Raw genomic sequence first — 18,343 nt, forward strand, 5'->3', positions numbered from 1 at the left:
CCTGTACTAGCAACTAGGACGCTTTAGGCACACCGCGAGGAGACCTATGGGACTGGGGTGATCCAAACACCAGGGCACTGAAGCTAGACAATAGACAAAGGAGAATTCGATGACCATAACAACTAAGACAGATTCTAGATTCCAACTAAATGCAGGAGATTTTCACTTCACCTTTTTAAATAGTGGAGATTTGTACGAGGCAACTCATAAATCAACCATGATCAACCAACTGATCAGCAACCCTTTGGACGGATCCTTAAATAATCTTTATTTACGTTTATTTGAAACGGATGGGGGCATAAAGGTTACGCCAATGTTCGGTGTTCAATCCAATAGTAAGATGTCTGTTTCTGATTCAAAAATTAAATGGGAAGGTTCCTTTGAAACGGTTCAGTATCAAGTTACGTTTCATTTAACGGAAAAGGGAATCTGGTTTTGGCACGTAGAAGTTGAAGGCAGCGATGCTGAAATCGACTTGATTTATGGACAGGATCTCGGATTGGCAGATAAAGGGGCTGTCCGCTCCAATGAGGCATACATGTCACAGTATATGGACCATTCCGTTTATGAAAATGCCGAGAATGGATATGTGATTTGCTCACGTCAGAATCAACCACAACAAACCGGCTTTCCATATATACAGCAAGGTGCGTTGAGTAAAGTTGCCGGCTATTCAACGGACGGCTTTCAATTTTTCGGGTTATCGTATAAAAAAACGGATAAACCCGAAGCATTGAACAAGCCTGTTTTAGCAAATGAAGTCTATCAATATGAATTTGCTTACGTTGCGCTTCAATCGGAACGCATTCAGCTAACTGATAAGTGCCGCTTTACCTTTTATGGACTATATAAAGAGGATCATCCTGACGCCGTCACCTCACTAGAATTTGAAAAGGAACTTGCTGAAGCGTGGGAGCAGGTAAACGCTTCTGAAGAACCGAATTGGCGTCAAGTTGAAAAGGTCAGCCTCTCACCGGAAATCGGAGCACCATTGCAAACTCTTCCGATGACGGAAGATGAAATCGATCGGAACTACCCAGGCCGAAATCATGTGGAACGCAAAGATGACACGCTACTTTCATTTTTCACCGATTCACATGAACATGTCATTTTAAAAGAAAAAGAATTGCTCGTTGAACGCTCACATGGACATATCCTGATGTCGGGTCAAAACGATCGATTAAACGAAAACGTAATGACAACTACGTCTTACATGGTTGGTGTGTTCAATGCCCAGCTTGTCATCGGGAACACATCATTCAATAAAATGTTATCGAACACTCGGAACGCGCTGAACATTATGAAAACCTCTGGACAACGGATTCATGTAGAAATCGATGGTGTCTATCGGTTATTAACGATGCCTTCGTTATTCGAGCTAGGCTTCAACTACGCGAAATGGATCTATAAAATAGATAACGATGTCCTTACGATTACGAATTATACGACCGTCGATTCGCCAGACGTAACGCTCAGCGTCAAGTCGGAAAGCGGCACTGCATACCGATACCTGATCACGAATCAAGTTACGATGAACACCAACGAATTCGAAGCACCATTTAAAGTGGAACGAAACGATCGTGATGTTTCCTTTTACGCAGATCCGTCATCCGATAGTGCCGATACATTCCCTAACCTTTCTTATCGTCTTCATATCGATGGAGCGGGCTTTGAGGTAGAGGATGAGCAGGCATTAGCTTCAAACATCGAACCTGGTTCAGCATCGCTCATTGTATTGAACCTTAGTTCCTCGAGTGAATTTACGATGACGGTGCAAGGTGTTTTACACGGTGAAGAACGACCTCTCGTTCAGAAAGACATGAATGAAGAAGTCGAACGCTATCGCGAGTTTTACCGCGGAGTCATGAATGGATTTCAACTGACAGCGAATGATTCAAGCGTTAATGCAGTTGAAAAACTGAATACGCTGGCCTGGTGGTATACCCACAATATGCTCATACACTTCTCAGTTCCACACGGCCTCGAGCAATATGGTGGAGCGGCTTGGGGTACGCGAGACGTCTGTCAGGGACCGACCGAATATTTCTTGGCAACGCAAAACTACGGAACAGTTCAAGAAATCATTAAGACGGTTTATTCCCATCAATATGAAGATGAAGGAAACTGGCCACAATGGTTCATGTTCGATAAGTACTTCAAAATCCAACAGGACGACAGCCATGGAGATGTCATCGTCTGGCCATTGAAAGTTGTCAGTGACTATATAACAGCTACAGGTGATTTTGATATTTTACAAGAAAAAGTTCCATACACCTTACGTGATGGCTTTGATTTTAGTGAGGAAAAAGCAACGATACTCGATCATCTTAAAAAACAACTTTCGTATATCAAGAGTCATTTCTTGCACGATACATTCTTATCTTCGTACGGTGATGGGGATTGGGATGACACGTTACAGCCTGCGAACCAACAGCTGAAGCAATATATGGTCAGCAGCTGGACCGTCGCATTAACGTATCAGGTTGTCGAACAACTAGCACGTGCTTTAGAAAAAGCAGCTCCATCCGAAGCAAGTGAGCTACGAGCTCTAGCCGATGGAATTAAAGAAGATTTTAACCGTTACATGCTGCAAACCGACGTGCTGCCAGGATTTTTATATATGGAAGATCCGAATGATGCTAAATTGATGCTGCATCCGACTGATACGGAGACTGGAATCAATTATAGACTGATTCCAATGAATCGAAGCATCATCAGTGAGCTTTTCACACCTGAACAGGCGAAAGCTCATTTCGAAACGATCAAGGAACACCTTTACTGTCCGGATGGCGTTCGTTTGATGAATCGCCCTGCCCATTATAACGGAGGAGTCAGCACGAATTTCAAACGAGCCGAACAAGCTTCGAACTTTGGACGAGAAATCGGGTTGCAATATGTTCATGCTCACATCCGATTTGTTGAAGCGATGGCTAAGCTTGGCTATAGTGAGGAGGTTTGGAAAGGCTTAGAAACGATCAACCCAATCGGAATTAAAGACGTTGTGCCGAATGCGGAATACCGTCAAAGCAATACGTATTTCAGCAGCTCGGACGGGAAATTCAATAATCGGTATGAAGCGCAGGAACGCTTTGATGAGCTGCGTGAAGGTAACGTTCCGGTTAAAGGTGGTTGGCGCATCTACTCAAGCGGCCCTGGAATCTATATGAATCAATTGATTTCGAATGCACTTGGAATCCGTCAGGAAGGCGGTAACCTTGTGGTCGATCCAGTTCTCCCAGCGAAATTGGATGGATTGAGGTTCGAGTACCGATTCATGGACCGCCCAGTTACAATCGTCTATCATCTTGACCAAAATGAAAATCGGATTGTTGTAAATGGATGCTCTGTGGAAGCAAGTTCGGTATCCAATCGATATCGAGAAGGCGGATTTGTCGTAGATCGTACTGAACTAGGATCTTTATTGAAAAATGAAGACAATATGATCGAAATTCAACTGAAAAACTAACGATTTTGTAAGGAACCCTCGGAGTCAAAAAGTCCGAGGGTTTTCTCATGAGTGAAATTAAATACATCATACTATGTGATCTGTTCCGAATTTCTCCAGCGACAACTTCCTTACCGCATCTGGAAAGTGGTCGTTCACTTCTTTTAATGTTTTAATCGCTTTTTGGTATGGGATTTCGAAAGTGATCATGAGGATTGCGGCACGAGCATCGCCTTTCGCTTCACCGTTCAACCTTTTCGCAACCGTATCATTCACACCAGTCGCTTCCTTAATGATCTGTACGACCCTTCTTCTCAATTTCTCATTTGTCGCCTGTACATTCACCATAAGGTTGCCATACACTTTTCCGAGCTTGATCATGACCGTCGTCGAGATCATATTCAACACCATCTTTTGTGCCGTGCCAGCCTTAAGCCGGGTTGAACCTGTGACCACTTCTGGACCAACGAGTACTTCAATCGGAAATTGCACATGGCGACTAAGCTCCGCATTTGGATTACATGACAATCCAACCGTCACTGCACCGATATCATGTGCTTTCTTCATAGCGCCTATAACATAAGGTGTCCGTCCGCTGGATGTAATCCCTATCACTGCATCACGGCTACTTACTTCTGCTTCCATATTTCGTATCCCCTCTTGTTCATCGTCTTCGGCATCCTCAATCGCTGTTCGGATCGCTTTGTCCCCGCCAGCAATGATTCCATTGACGAGGGTCGGTTCAACTCCAAATGTTGGCGGACATTCGGACGCATCCAAAATCCCTAGCCGTCCACTTGTACCTGCTCCTATATAATAGAGCCTGCCCCCATTCTTGACGATTTCGACCAACCGTTCAATAGCGGCAGTCACCTGCGGAATACTTTTCTCCACAGATGCCGCCACTGTCTGATCCTCCATATTCATGATCTGGATGATTTCTTCCACGGATAACGTATGTAACTTTTCGCTGCGCTTATTCCTTTGTTCTGTCAACATGTCCTTATTCATGTTTTCCATAAAGTGCCTCCTGGTCGTGTTTCTTTTGCATTTTTAAAAAATGCACCATTTAATCAAGCAATATCATTACTTGACCGCTCCTGCTGTCAAACCTTCCATAAACTGTTTCGAGGCAATGAAGAACAGGACGATCATCGGCAAGGACGATAGCGTTAATCCAGCGAACAATGATCCCCAGTCTGCGGAATATTCTCCGAAAAGTGAAAGCATCCCGACCGGAATCGTTTTCTTCATCTCATCGGTTATAAAAATGAGCGGGAAAAAGAAATCGTTCCATGATTGGATGAAATTGATGATCATCACCGTACCGAGTGCTGGCCTCATGATTGGAAGCAATACATGCCAGAACACCTTGATATCCGTGGCACCATCAATCCTTGCCGCTTCTTCAAGTTCAATCGGCATCGTCCGGAAAAAACCTGTCAAGATCAAAATTGATAAAGGGATTCCGGTAGCTGTATAAATGAAAATGAGCGACCATAGAGAATTGATCAAGTCTAAATCTTTCATCAGCATGAACAAGGGGACGATTCCGAGTTTGATCGGAATCATCATTCCTAATAAAAAGAAGAAAAACAATAGGTTGTTCCACCAAAATGTGTATCGTGCCATATAGAACGCCGCAAGTGAACCGACAAACAGGACCAACAGCACTGAGGTGACACTGACGATTACACTGTTCCAAAAGTAGGTGAAAAACGGGATTTGATCGAGCAGCTTCTGATAGGTTTCAAGACTGAAAGAGTTCGGAAGCGATAGAGGGTTCTTGAATAGTTCTGCGTTTGATTTAAAAGAAGAATAAACCATAAGCAGGATTGGATATAGACTGATCGCAGCAAATACATACGCAATGATATAGTAGAGTGACCGTTTTCCAATGTGATCTTTCATCTCCTCTTCCCTCCTACATTTCGACTTCGCGCTTACGTAATACGTATAGGAAAAATGCTGAAATTGTTGCGATGAATGTAAACAATACGACTGCTAATGCTGACCCTAGGCCAATCGCTACTGAACCAGCCCCGCCTGAGCCTCCAAAGGCAAGTCGGTAAAAAAAGACAGCTAACGTATCGGTGGAATAGTAAGGCTCGCCCATCGACCCTTCCATCGCATAGATAAGTTCAAATGCTTCAAAGGCATGTATGAACGTCAGTACCGTTATGATCGTGAACGCCGGAACCATCAATGGAAAAATGATTTTTCGAATCAACGTCAATCCTTTGGCACCATCTAGTCTTGCAGCTTCAATTAAATCAGTGGGAATAGCCTGCAACCCTGCAAGGAAAATCAACACTGCAAATCCGAGACCGAACCATGAGTTGACGAGGATGATCGCGATCAATGCGGTATCAGGATGCCCAAGCCATGGCTTCGCCCAGCTCTCTAAGCCGATTTTATGTAACAAAACATTCAGTGCACCAAAGTTCGGATTGAGAATCAATTTCCAAAGAAAACCGACGATGATGACGGAAAGTAATCTTGGTATGAAATAGGCGATTTTGAAAAATTCCGCCCCTCTCACCTTTTTATAAATGATATAAGCCAGTATGAATGCAATGCCATTTTGAACGATCATTTCAAGGACAAAGTAAAGGATGTTGTTTTCAAACGCATTCCAGAACATATCATTGAACGGTTGTTTCGTGAATAGGGCTATGAAATTCTCTACACCGATGAATGCCCCACGCTTGATTCCCTGCCAATCAAACAAGCTATATGTAAATGCCGCAAACAACGGGTAAATGATGAAAAGGACATATATAGCAAGGGCAGGGATCGGAAAAAGATGGATGACCCATTTTTTCCAATCCGGTTTTTGCTTTGCTTTCATATCGACATTTGGTCTCGTTTCCAGCTGCATCATTCCTCGCCACCCTTACTTTATGTTTTCAAAAAGCCTCGGTTGTACAACCTTTAAATGATTATTGAAACGGTTTGAAATAGGTTTCTGCATTGGTCTGAAGCTTGTCGGCTACCTCTGTCGGTGTTCGCTCACCCAGGTACATTCCTTGAAGCTCTGTTTCGAGCGTCGCCTTCGTTGTCGGGTTACCTTCATTGAAATGAACGAGCATCATATATGATGTTGAGTATTTTTCTGAGGATTGAGCCATTGCTGTCACTAGCTCATCATTCGTTTTCACGCCCGGAACGGCTGGTATCCGTGCTAATTCATCCGAAAACAGCTTTGCGAATTTTTCAGTCGCCATGAATTCAAGAAATTTCTTCGCCTCTTCTTTATGCTCGGAGTTTACGTTAAGCCCGTAAGAACCGTCCACCCACGTAGTCATTGTCGGTTCTTTTCCGACAGCGGACGGCATTGGGAAGAATCCTAACTGAAGATCCGGATTCATTTCACGCAATACCTCGATCTCCCAGCTGCCGAGAGGGAACATTGCAGCTTTCCCAGTGAAAAACAGCGTGCGGATGTCTTCCATTCCGAGTCCCACATAATTATCGGGGAAGTATTGCTTCAGTCCATCCATCGCTTCAATGGAAGAAACGAATTCATCACTTGTAAAGGTCTTTTCCCCTGACGTTATTTGATCGACGAAATCATTTGCACCATAATAAGCTGGACCGATGATCGAATGTGCCAACGAAAGCAGCCACCCTTCCTTCGATCCGAGAGCAATCGGTATAATCCCTTCTTCTTTCAGCTTTTCATTCAATTCAATGAATTCGTCCCATGTTTTCGGTTCTTTCAATCCATGCTTTTCAAAGATTTCTTTGTTATAAAACATTTGTGCGGAATTCAGTGACAGCGGAACACCGTAAACCTTCCCGTCCTTTGCGGTTGCCGCGGCGATTACATCTTCAGGAAAAACATCGATTCCATTCAGATCGTCCAACGGTTCAAGATAACCAGCTTCTGCAAGCTGCATTCCTGGTGCATACGGGCGGAGCTGAATGATATCAGGTCCTTCTCCGCTTTGTAATGCTGTGTTTAAAATCGTGTTATATTCGGTGTTTTTCGAAGGCTTGAATTCGATATTGATATCAGGATGTTCTTCATTGAATGCTTCAATGATTTTTTCATAAGCGGCCGTATCCTCAGTCCTCCAGCTCCCGATCGTCAGTACAGCCCCATCTTCTTCCGACTCCCCTGAAGAATCGCTTTCTGAATTGCAGCCGGCTAACCCGAGCGATATCAATAAAAGGAACATTAAGAACATACTCATCGTTCGTTTCATAACGTTAGACCCCTCCTCAATCTGGTAAAACAATCTGATTTTTTATCCTTACACAATAATTACGAAAACCACTGATGATTTTATGTAATTATTTTTCAAACCGGATAAAAAACGAACCCGCTTCTTCATGTGCGAGTTTAATAGATAGAGAGTGACCTGCAGCATTGCCAAATCTAGTTGGCTGCAGGTTACTCCCGTCTTAAAAAATCAATGATAGATCAAATAGTTTTCACGTAATTCTTTAAATTGATTAAGATCATCCTGCCATCGAGATATGATATCATCGACACTCTCTCCGTTTTCAATCGCTTCCCGGACCCAGCCATTTCCGATCAAATTATCGAAAAAGGAAACACCAGAACTGTTTTCAGCACGGAACGCGAAATCAGCCGGGTACATATCATGGATCGTTTTTACTAAATGAAGCCCTGTTTCAACAGGATGGAACGCTTCTTTGTCGGTAACATGAATCTGTACGCCATGCGACAAATCCCCGCGATGCTTCGAGAATGTCGGTGTGAAGGAAGCCGCCCTGAATGCAACACCAGGCAAATCCAATCCATTGAGTTCTGCTGTAAGATCTGTACTGTTGATGAAAGGAGCGCCGATCAACTCAAATGGTCTCGTCGTCCCTCTTCCTTCCGATACATTCGTACCTTCGATCAGTGCAGCACCTGGATAGACAAGAGCAGTATCTAACGTTGGCATGTTCGGAGACGGAAGTACGAATTCGAGTGGCGTTTCGTCATAATACATCTTCCGTTTCCAGCCTTTCATTTCGACAACCGTCAAATCAGCACCGATATCAAATTTCTCATTGAATAGTTTCGCAAGCTCTCCGACAGTCATGCCATGGCGGAGCGGAATCGGATACAACCCAACGAAAGAGGAATAAGCAGGATCAAGTACAGGCCCTTCCACTGCCTTTCCACCGAGCGGATTCGGACGGTCCAGGACGATGAACGGAATATCATTGTCTGCCGCTGCCTCCATTGCGTAAGCCATCGTGTAAATATACGTGTAGAAACGCGTTCCGACGTCTTGAATGTTAAACAGCAGCACATCGATGCCCTCAAGCATTTCAGGTGTCGGTTTCCTAGTTTGACCGTAAAGGCTGTAAACTGGCAGACCCGTTTCTTCATCGATGTAATATTCAACATAGTCTCCAGCTTGTGCACTTCCACGAACCCCGTGCTCAGGGCCGTACAATGCAGTCAATTCAACTCCTGGTTCATTAAAAAGCAGATCGACGACACTGCTCAGATTTTGATCGACACCAGTCGGGTTTGTAATCAAGCCGACCCTTTTTCCCTCGATCAATTCCTTCTGGTCATCTAATAGAACCTCAACACCTAATTTGAATTTGTTATTTGAGTTGTCTTTTTTCTGAACCTCTTCATTCCCTTGATCTGCAAACGCTGCCGTTAGGGATGAAAGTACAAGAACCGATGTGATCATCAAGACTAACCATTTCTTCAACACAATCCCTCCCGATTTTTAAAAATTGAATGAACTTCCCCGATTTGATTTAAGTCATAAACAGTGTTTTCTATGAGGAAGATCGGTATTGATGGTACTGCTAGTAGGTCAAGCCATGTCCGTATTGATATAACACATTGCCATCATAGCCCGGAATTGTTACAGGCAACTTTCCGACAGGAGAATTAGCTCCGAACATCGTTGCAGCTGTGGCATCAAAGCTTGCTGACCTAAAACCGTATTGTGCGATATACGCATCAACTTCCGGGTAGGCCATGATATCATACGGATTTCGGATTCCTACACCAATGACAGGGGCTTCGGTCTCCTCCATTATTCTTTGGACCATCTCCATTTGTGGGTGATCAGGTAATCGCGTTGATACACTGTAGCTGTACGTACCGACAATTACTTTATCCGCATTCCGAACTTGTTCCATTTCCGTTTCAGACAGCTCATAAGAAGATGGTGTCCGAATGACCATCGTGTTTTCATGGCGGGCTTTCACCGCATCTCCTAAACTAGTGATGTAACTTCTACCGACGATAACGATGCTTTCCTCCGGCTCCCCGCCCAACGGCAGGACACCTTCATTTTTTACAAGCGTGATTGATTGGTCAGCGGCTTCCTTCTCAACCTGCTTATGCTCTTTGGAGCCCACGACTTTTAAAGCTTTTGCGATTTTTTCTTTAATCGGCTGCTGGGTTTCCGTCTTGATGATTCCACGCTTCACTTTTAACGTCAGAATCCTATCTACTGCTGAATTGATCCGTTCCTTAGTGATCTCACCAGTTTCAACAGCATTAACCAAACCGCCGGCGACCTCTTCAAGTCCGACTGGCATCAGGACGATGTCCGTACCTGCCTTCACAGCGCGGATTGCAGCATCAACGGTACCGAAATGATCCACAATTGCTCCCATGTTCAATGCATCCGTAATGATGACACCATCAAAGCCCATTTCCTCCCGAACCAACCCGGTCAAAACTTTATGGGAAAGTGTTGCCGGAAGGGAGACTTCAGTCCCGTCTTTTTTGGAAATTATTTTCGTATCATCGATTTTCGGAAACGTGACATGTGCAGTCATGATCGCATCGATACCTGCTTCCATCGCTTTTTGGAAAGGGTAAAGCTCGACTGCTAAAAGGCGTTCTTTATCATGAGGAACCTCTGGCAGTCCCAGATGTGAATCAACCGATGTATCGCCATGTCCTGGAAAATGCTTTGCCGTCGCGGATGCCCCGGTACTTTGCAATCCTTTAATATAGGCGACACCCATATTAGCAACAAGCTGCGGATCCTCCCCGAATGAACGGACACCGATGACAGGGTTATCCGGATTGTTATTCACGTCCAACACGGGTGCAAGGTTCATATTGATCCCGAGTGCATCCAACTCTTCGCCGATCACTCTACCGACATTTTCCGCCAGTTCCGTTGATCGAGTCGCACCAAGAGCCATGTTACCAGGCATATCTGTACCCGATTGCAAGCGGGTCACAATCCCACCTTCTTGGTCAATCGTCATCAGCATCCCGAATTGACCGGCAGCCTTCTGGTATTGGGAAACGAGTCGGGCTGTTTGCTCTGTCGTTACGACATTTTCACGGAAAAGGATGACTCCCCCAAGATGATATTCATCAACAAGCTGTTCAATTTCCGGGAGCATTTCCGTCACATCCTCACCATCCCATGTACGGAGATCCGGCATCAGCATTTGTCCGACTTTTTCCTCAACGGTCATTTTTGAAATCGCTTGTTGGATGATGTTATAACGGTCACCCTTTTGCTTGATGATGACTGGATATACATCAGGCTTCCCTGGCCCTTCTTTTCCACTTGCTTTGTAATGGATTCCGATGCGGTCCTCGTATACGCCGTCCGTCACTTTGATGAATGTCCGTCCATTTTGGCCAGTAAGCTCGACGGTACCATCTTCATCAACGGAAGCGACATTTTTGTTTGTGGATATCCAAGCAAGATTTTTTGATGTTGTCATAAAATGACCTGCCGTATAGACATGCAGTGCATTTAACTGGATCTGTCCATCCTTTCCCTCCGCTTTTACATCGGATACGTTTTGTAAAATGATCAAGTCTTGGATGTCGCCCGATCCAGCAGCTTTCGCAGACCTGGACGGTTGCAGGAACCAGATTTGACCTAACAAAATGACAGCAGCGAGAAGTGAAAGCAAGACGGATTTATTGAATCGATTCATTCGATCTCCCTCCTTGAAAAATTTGATGCCTGCGTTAATCGTTTCGAAGCTCCCAGCCGTTCCCCGAAAAATGGGGCTCGATCACTTGACCGGTTGATAGAGTTACCTTGATGTCTTGAATGTACCAGCCTCGTCCATTGACAGATCCATCCGTATCGTATCGGAACCTCACATACTCAGTGTCTGACGGCAAATGGACATTAACTTCATGCCAATTGCTGCCGCCTGTCATCGGTTCCTCTACCGTCTCCCAGTTTTCGCCATCGCTTGATACCTCTACAAAACCGAGGTCATAGCCCGCTTCAATACGGTACCAAGAGTTGAAGGACAGTGTCGCCTCATCTGATAGATCGATTTCGCCAGTAAGTGAACGATGTAAACGATCCCCGTATCCAGAGAACCATGTGGACTCGTTACCTTCGATCGGAACCGGTATCGCATCGGCTACTTTTCTAGCAAACTGACGTCGAGCAGGATTCGTAGAAACGGTATTTCGTGTAGGGTGGACCCGATTGGTCAATAGAATCGCAATCGTTGAGTTGTTTCGATCAACGACGATGGATGTACCGGTATAACCGGTGTGTCCGAGAGTAGATTCTGAGGATAGCGCATCCATGAACCAGCCTTGCTGGATCTCCCATCCAAGCCCATGGTCATCTCCTGGAAACTCAGGAATTTGGTTTTCTGCTAACAACTGTACCGTTTCAGGTTGCAGGATTTGTTTATCACCATAACGTCCATTGTTGGTGTACATATGGGCAAGTTTCGCAAGATCCACAGCTGTTGAAAAAACACCTGCGTGACCTGCCACCCCGCCTAATGACCATGCATTTTCATCATGGACCTCACCCCAAACGAGTCCGCGGTCTGTCCATGGCTGATATTCGGTTGCAGCGATGCGATGTTTCAATTCTAGAGGTGGGTTATACATCGTGTCAGTCATACCTAGGGGTTCCGTGATCTTTTCTTTTACAAATCGATCAAGTCGTTGACCGGATAGTCGTTCGATGAGTGCACCAAGTGTTATCATATTAAGATCACTGTATGTATAGGTTGTTCCTGGTGCATTGGCAAGAGGATATTCAAACACAATTTGTAAGCGGTCTTCACGACTTTTACCTTGTGTGTAGAGCGGAATCCATGCTTTGAATCCGGAGGTATGGGTCATCAATTGTCTGATTGTCACGTCATCCTTTCCATTCTGTGCAAATTCCGGAATGTATTTCGCAACAGGATCATCCAATTCAAAATATCCTTCCTCATAAAGCTTCATTGCCGCAGTCGTAGTGAAGATTTTACTGATGGAGGCTAAGTCGAAGATCGTATCCTTCGACATTTCTATCGGGTTTTCCATTTCTTTTTTGCTGTCATCCGTGAACTGGGCAGCGTAACCATACGCCTCATATTTAACGATATGCCCCCTTCTTGCTACGAAAGTAACAGCACCGGGCATGACCTCGTCTTCAATCATCGTATTCATCACTTGATCGATTTCGTTGAGGGGTTGGGCATTCATCCCGGAACCACGTGCAGAACCCGGATGCAATACGGGAGAAATGGGTCCTGGTTCTCCCCATGAAAACGTTGGGTGTGGTTGTTTTTGCTGGATGGGCTTATTCGGCTTTTGTTTTATTGTCGGATGAGGCTGCTGCCCTTCTTCTGCCATAGTACCTGCACCTCCTATAAACAGTCCGGATGTTCCTATCAAAGCTGCAAGCGTAAACAATAATGATTTCTTTTTCATAGATTCCTCCTTTTTTCAGCAATCTTGTCTCGGAAAGCAATCGATGATCGTTCTATTTACGTTTGTTTCGACTCTCCACCTTCTTCCGCCAAATCTTGAAAGGGTTTTCATAATGTACTAGTAGCTTACCTAAGCCCAAATAAGGTTGTCTATGCCACTGAAGACCCTGATAACGGAAACAATGCCGTTAAATAAGACCTTCGAATTGGGGCTAATTAATTATTTTTGAAATTTTATGACACTATTTTATAGTCTTTTTAGAAATTTTATTTTAATTTCAATGCTTACTGCGGAACTCATTTTTGAGGACTGGAAGCCTGTATATGAAAACAGACCCGCCATAGCCGGCGGGTCTGTCATCCATTCTTCGCAATATTATTGAATTTCGATGATTCCTATGTCTCCTTGCCTTGCGTAGCCCATTTTCTTAAGAACTATTCTCCCTTGATCATCCAGATTCGTAAAGACGATGGGAATTACAGCTGAACGGGCATTGCTTCGAATATACGATAGGTCGAGATCCAGCAGCTTTTGACCTTTCTTGACCTCGTCCCCTGATTTAACATAGCTTTGAAAGCCTTGCCCCTTCAAGTCCACTGTATCCAATCCGACGTGGATGAGGATTTCATAACCTTGGTCCGATTCGATTCCGATTGCATGTTTCGTCGGGAACAAGTTGACGACCTTTCCATCGACAGGTGAATAGACGGTTGACCCAGTCGGTTCGATTGCAAAACCGTCGCCCATCATTTTTTCCGAAAATGTCGGGTCGTCCACTTCCGTTATAGGAATTATTTTTCCATCAATAGGTACCGAAAAATCATTTTCCCCGAGTTTCGATTTTGTCGTATTAGTTTTGATTTGATCCGTTTCATTCGATACAGGCTGATGTGCTGTTGTTCCCTTTTCCATCTGTCGTTGCATCGATGTCGCTACAAATTCAACATTCGTGCCGACAATCACCTGTAGATTCGTATTGTTGACCTTCATTACTCCTTTTGCACCGTGCTTTTTCAAGTCCCTTTCATTGATTCGTCCCATGTCTGTAACCTGTAGCCGGAGGCGGGTCGCACAATTGTCAATCCCTTTGATGTTGTCTTGTCCGCCTAACGCTTTTAAAAAGTGATAGGCCATCGTGTCATATTTACTTCCAGATGGCTGATCTAAGTGACCATGCTCTTGAAGAGCGTCCTCTGAAATCCTCTCTTCTTCATCCTCACGGCCAGGTGTCTTCAAATCCAATTTGACGATCAAGAAATAGAAGAGGACAAAATAAAGAGCTCCATATATTAGTCCGATTAAAAAGAGCACCCATTCACCTTGAGCAAGACCGAGGTTCAAGAAAAAGTCGATCGCTCCCGCCGAAAACCCGAAACCATGATGGATATCAAGGATGTAGGTGACAACCATCGAGCTTCCCGTCAATAATGCATGCACCCCATAAAGCAATGGAGATAAGAACATGAATGAGAACTCGATCGGCTCAGTTATCCCAGTCAGAAATGAAGTAAAGGCAAGCCCGGCCAACATTCCTGTGACCGCCTTCTTCTGTTCCCTTTTAGCTGCAGCAATCATCGCAAAACAGGCTGCAGGAAGACCAAACATCATGATCGGGAAGAAGCCTGCCATAAAGATCCCCGCGTCTGGGTCGCCGGCAAAGAAACGGTGTAAGTCACCAGTCGCTCCGTTATATTCCCCGAATACGAACCAGACAAGGCTATTGATTACATGATGCAATCCTAACGGTATCAGCAATCGATTCACAACACCGTAAATTCCGACACCAGCAGCACCTGCATCGATGATCCATTGGCCTAAGGCATTGATCACCTCTTGGATCGGCGGCCAAATGAAGCCGAAAATACCTGCAAGTATGACCATTACCCCTGCTGTTATGATCGGAACAAACCGCCTTCCGCCAAAGAATCCGAGCCAATCCGGAAGCTTCGTTTCATGAAAGCGGTTGTAGAGGAGCCCTGCTACGACACCTGATAAAATCCCGCCAAGAAATGCCATTTCGATATTCTCATCAATAGCCTTAGTCCCTTGGGTCAATACAAAGTAACCAATCGCTCCAGCGAGACCTGCAGCTCCGTTTCCATCCTTTGATAATCCGATGGCAACCCCAATCGCAAATAATATCGGCAGGTTATCAAAGATGGCGCCACCAGCTGCCGCTACGAATGAAATACCTAACATGTCATCTTGCCCTAGCCGCAGCAAAAGGGCTGCAGCAGGCATGATGGCAATCGGAAGCATAAGCGACTTACCAATACGCTGCAAAAATCCAAGCATTTTCTTCACTCCTTTAATTTATTTTAATTTTCAGAAAATATCATATCATAAATTTATTTGGAAAAGCATACGTTTAGTCCAAAAACACTTATCTGATAACAAGGACCTATTTTTCAAAAATGAATAGATTGAATATTGAGAAAACCCTCCACCTATATTACAATACTCCTGAAGGTCCGAGCGCCTATTATGATGACTGTTCATCTGACAAATGAACACCTCTCATAATACCTGCGTTTTGCCCTTAGGAGGAATGACATGCATAGCGAATCTACCATTTATATAATCGGAGATGCGAAAACAGCGTCCAATAATCCGATTACTCAAAAATACAATGCATTTTTTATCGGACTTGTCATCGATCGAGAAAATGGATTGATTGTCGATGCTGACTGCTCCTCAACCATTCCTCTCACATCGAAATTCGTCAAATCGCTTTTCATCGGGAAATCTATCGAGGATGTAGAAAGTGTTTCCAGAACGATTGAGACCCGTTATTTCGGCTCGTCCCAAAAGGCATTAGTCGTAGCATTCAAAAATGCTAGCATTAAATATCAACAAATTTGTCAACAATAGTTGCTTCTTCTGGCTGCTCAGAGGAAATCCAGCTGATTGGACTATCCATGGTCCTATTAGCTGTTTTTTTATTCACTAAAACTTATGAAGGGAGTTGTTAGGTGAATGATTCAGGATGGAATGATGTACGTCAGTGTATTATTAGTCATTACCGCTGTCATTGCCATTACGGAAAAGCGGAGCCATTCAAAGTTTTTCAAGTATGTGCCGGGTATCGTATTGATCTACCTGGCAGGAGCATTGTTACAAACATTCGGTGTCTTCGCTGACTCAGAATCGAACGATGCAGCATACGGGATGGTAAGAGGACTACTGTTACCAGCAATGCTGATGCTTATGCTGCTGCATTGTGATCTGCGGAAAATCATCCGACTTGGACCGAAAATGCTTGGGGCATTCTTTGCCGCCTCCTTTAGCATAGTTGCAGGATTTACGATTACATACATCTTGCTAAAAGGGTTCTACGCCACGGACACTTGGAAAGCATTTGCAGCCCTCAGCGCAAGCTGGACGGGTGGTTCGGCTAATATGGTGATTCTCCAAGATATTCTTAAAGTACCTGAAAGCATCTTCGGTTACGCCTTGATCATGGATACAGTGAACTATTCTTTTTGGGTGATGTTCATGTTTTGGCTCGTCCCATTCGCAGGCGTTTTCAACCGTTGGACAAAATCCAATTCGACGTATCTCGATCAAGTTTCAGCAGAAATTTCCGCCACGACTGAGGAAAATGAACAATCCGGGATCGGTTTTGTCGAAATGCTCAGCCTTTTGGCATTGGCCATTTTCGTTTCAGTACTCGGGGCGAAACTCGGAAATAATTTGCCTGAGCTCGGAACAGCCGTCAATAGCACGACTTGGACGATCATTTTTGCATCTCTAGTCGGAATCATACTCGCAATGACAAAAGTGGCGAAGGTTCCTGGTTCGTTGGAAATTTCGAAAGTGATGCTATATATCGTCATTGCATTGATTGCTTCCCATGCTGATTTTTCACAGCTTTTCCAAGCACCGATCTACATCATCTCAGGGTTCATGATCTTATTCTTCCATGGTATTTTCATGTTCCTCTTAGCAAAAGTATTTAAGCTTGATTTATTTACATTGGGAGTGGCTTCACTTGCAAACATTGGCGGGGTAGCGTCTGCACCGATTTTAGCAGGTGCATTCCATCGCTCCTTGATTCCAATCGGTATCTTAATGGCGGTGCTCGGCAGTTTACTTGGGACCTACTTCGGTATCCTGACCGCAAACATTTTGTCAGCCCTGTAAGTTATATTTTTGAAAATAGAAAGGAGAATTCTATGAATCTCGTAAAGAAATGGATTGTTGTGTTCCTATCAATCATTCTTGTTGCGTCCTTGGCAAGTAATACGGCGTTTGCAAAAAGTGTACAAGATTATGAACCGGATACAGCGTATGTTGACGTTGCGGCGGCTACATTTTGGGTTGAGCCTGATCTTTTACGACCTGTAGATGAACCCTCCGCGACAAATCCAGTTGACTTACATGAATGGACAAGCAAGATGACATATGAAGAAAAGCTTTGGCTTGTCGGGAACCTGGAGACCCAGGCATTGCTCGGTTCAAAGGTTACCATTTTAGAAGAACGAGGAGACTGGATGAAAGTTGCCGCACATGAACAACCGACTCCGCGAAATGAATTCGGCTATCCAGGTTGGGTGCCGAAAAGGCAATTGACTGACGGAAAGTCATTTGGTCAAATGGTTGATCGTCTTCCATTCGCACTTGTTACAGAACCGACTACCTGGCTATATGATGACAAGGGAAAATCAGCAAAATTCATGGAAATCAGCATGAATACACGTCTTCCTGTTTTAAATGAAAACGGCGACATGGTTCTGGTGATGACACCGAGTGATGGGGCAAAATGGCTCGTAAAACAGGATGTAGATGTTTATGAGTCTAAAGAGGATATTCGAAAACCTACCGCGGCCGACATGCTCGAAACCGCAAAGAAATTCCTAGGCTTGCCTTATTTATGGGCGGGTATGTCTGGATTCGGATTTGACTGCTCCGGATTTACACATACCGTTTTTAAAACGAACGGAATTACGATCCCGCGTGACTCTTCTGTCCAAGCGAAACATGGGACACCGGTAGCCCGTGAAAACCTGCAGCCGGGCGATTTGATCTTCTTTGCTTATAACAATGGAGAAGGTCGTGTGCATCACGTGGGCATGTATATAGGAGACGGAAAAATGATCCATTCCCCGAACACGAGCAGCACCGTTCGAATCGATGATTACGATGCACCGGGTTACGGTGAGGAATATGCAGGCGCAAGAAGATACTGGGATTAATTCAATGGCGCAAACCCTCGGATTTTCAGCAAATCCGGGGGTTTTGGTTAA

12 protein-coding genes are annotated in these 18,343 nt (G+C 44.5%); 4 read left to right on the plus strand and 8 right to left on the minus strand.

All coding sequences use genetic code 11. The features are described 5' to 3' along the window. Positions 1 to 109: 109 nt before the first annotated feature. On the plus strand, positions 110 to 3,466 hold the full coding sequence (locus MOJ78_RS17660) for a GH36-type glycosyl hydrolase domain-containing protein (protein ID WP_304978641.1): 3,357 nt from the start codon (positions 110 to 112) through the stop codon (positions 3,464 to 3,466). 66 nt (positions 3,467 to 3,532) lie between these two features. On the opposite strand, the gene murQ is transcribed toward MOJ78_RS17660, so the two are convergent. From murQ to nagE, 8 genes are all read right to left on the minus strand, one after another. Further along, on the minus strand, positions 3,533 to 4,465 hold the full coding sequence (murQ, locus tag MOJ78_RS17665) for an N-acetylmuramic acid 6-phosphate etherase (protein WP_370529736.1): 933 nt from the start codon (positions 4,463 to 4,465) through the stop codon (positions 3,533 to 3,535). 66 nt (positions 4,466 to 4,531) lie between these two features. After that, entirely contained in the window at positions 4,532 to 5,356 is an 825-nt protein-coding gene (locus MOJ78_RS17670; RefSeq protein ID WP_304978642.1) for a carbohydrate ABC transporter permease, read from the minus strand. A gap of 13 nt (positions 5,357 to 5,369) precedes the next feature. Further along, positions 5,370 to 6,326, minus strand: coding sequence for a carbohydrate ABC transporter permease (locus MOJ78_RS17675; RefSeq protein ID WP_304981300.1), 957 nt, complete (start codon positions 6,324 to 6,326; stop codon positions 5,370 to 5,372). Between the two features lie 61 nt (positions 6,327 to 6,387). After that, complete coding sequence (locus MOJ78_RS17680) at positions 6,388 to 7,656, minus strand: ABC transporter substrate-binding protein (protein WP_304978643.1); 1,269 nt, start codon at positions 7,654 to 7,656, stop codon at positions 6,388 to 6,390. Positions 7,657 to 7,863: 207 nt separating this feature from the next. After that, positions 7,864 to 9,135 carry an exo-beta-N-acetylmuramidase NamZ family protein gene (locus MOJ78_RS17685; RefSeq protein ID WP_304978644.1) on the minus strand — a complete coding sequence of 424 codons (1,272 nt, stop codon included), beginning with the start codon at positions 9,133 to 9,135 and terminating at the stop codon, positions 7,864 to 7,866. 100 nt (positions 9,136 to 9,235) lie between these two features. Then, positions 9,236 to 11,353, minus strand: a complete 2,118-nt coding sequence (locus MOJ78_RS17690) for a glycoside hydrolase family 3 protein (protein WP_304978645.1) — start codon at positions 11,351 to 11,353, stop codon at positions 9,236 to 9,238. A 34-nt stretch (positions 11,354 to 11,387) separates the two neighbouring features. After that, a complete protein-coding gene (locus MOJ78_RS17695; RefSeq protein ID WP_304978646.1) occupies positions 11,388 to 13,097 on the minus strand; it encodes a serine hydrolase domain-containing protein in 1,710 nt (569 codons plus the stop codon). A 375-nt stretch (positions 13,098 to 13,472) separates the two neighbouring features. Further along, the gene (nagE, locus tag MOJ78_RS17700) at positions 13,473 to 15,392 is read right to left on the minus strand and encodes an N-acetylglucosamine-specific PTS transporter subunit IIBC (RefSeq protein ID WP_304978647.1); all 1,920 of its coding nucleotides are present in this window, start codon (positions 15,390 to 15,392) and stop codon (positions 13,473 to 13,475) included. Between the two features lie 258 nt (positions 15,393 to 15,650). On the opposite strand from nagE, the gene MOJ78_RS17705 reads away from it, so the two are divergent. From MOJ78_RS17705 to MOJ78_RS17715, 3 genes are all read left to right on the plus strand, one after another. Further along, on the plus strand, positions 15,651 to 15,968 hold the full coding sequence (locus MOJ78_RS17705; protein ID WP_304978648.1) for a DUF3870 domain-containing protein: 318 nt from the start codon (positions 15,651 to 15,653) through the stop codon (positions 15,966 to 15,968). A gap of 105 nt (positions 15,969 to 16,073) precedes the next feature. Then, positions 16,074 to 17,240, plus strand: a complete 1,167-nt coding sequence (locus tag MOJ78_RS17710) for a DUF819 family protein (RefSeq protein WP_304978649.1) — start codon at positions 16,074 to 16,076, stop codon at positions 17,238 to 17,240. Positions 17,241 to 17,272: 32 nt separating this feature from the next. Next, positions 17,273 to 18,292 carry a C40 family peptidase gene (locus tag MOJ78_RS17715; RefSeq protein ID WP_304978650.1) on the plus strand — a complete coding sequence of 340 codons (1,020 nt, stop codon included), beginning with the start codon at positions 17,273 to 17,275 and terminating at the stop codon, positions 18,290 to 18,292. Positions 18,293 to 18,343: the final 51 nt, after the last annotated feature.

The organism is Alkalihalobacillus sp. AL-G (assembly GCF_030643805.1).
In the GTDB taxonomy this organism is placed as follows: Bacteria; Bacillota; Bacilli; order Bacillales; family Fictibacillaceae; genus Pseudalkalibacillus.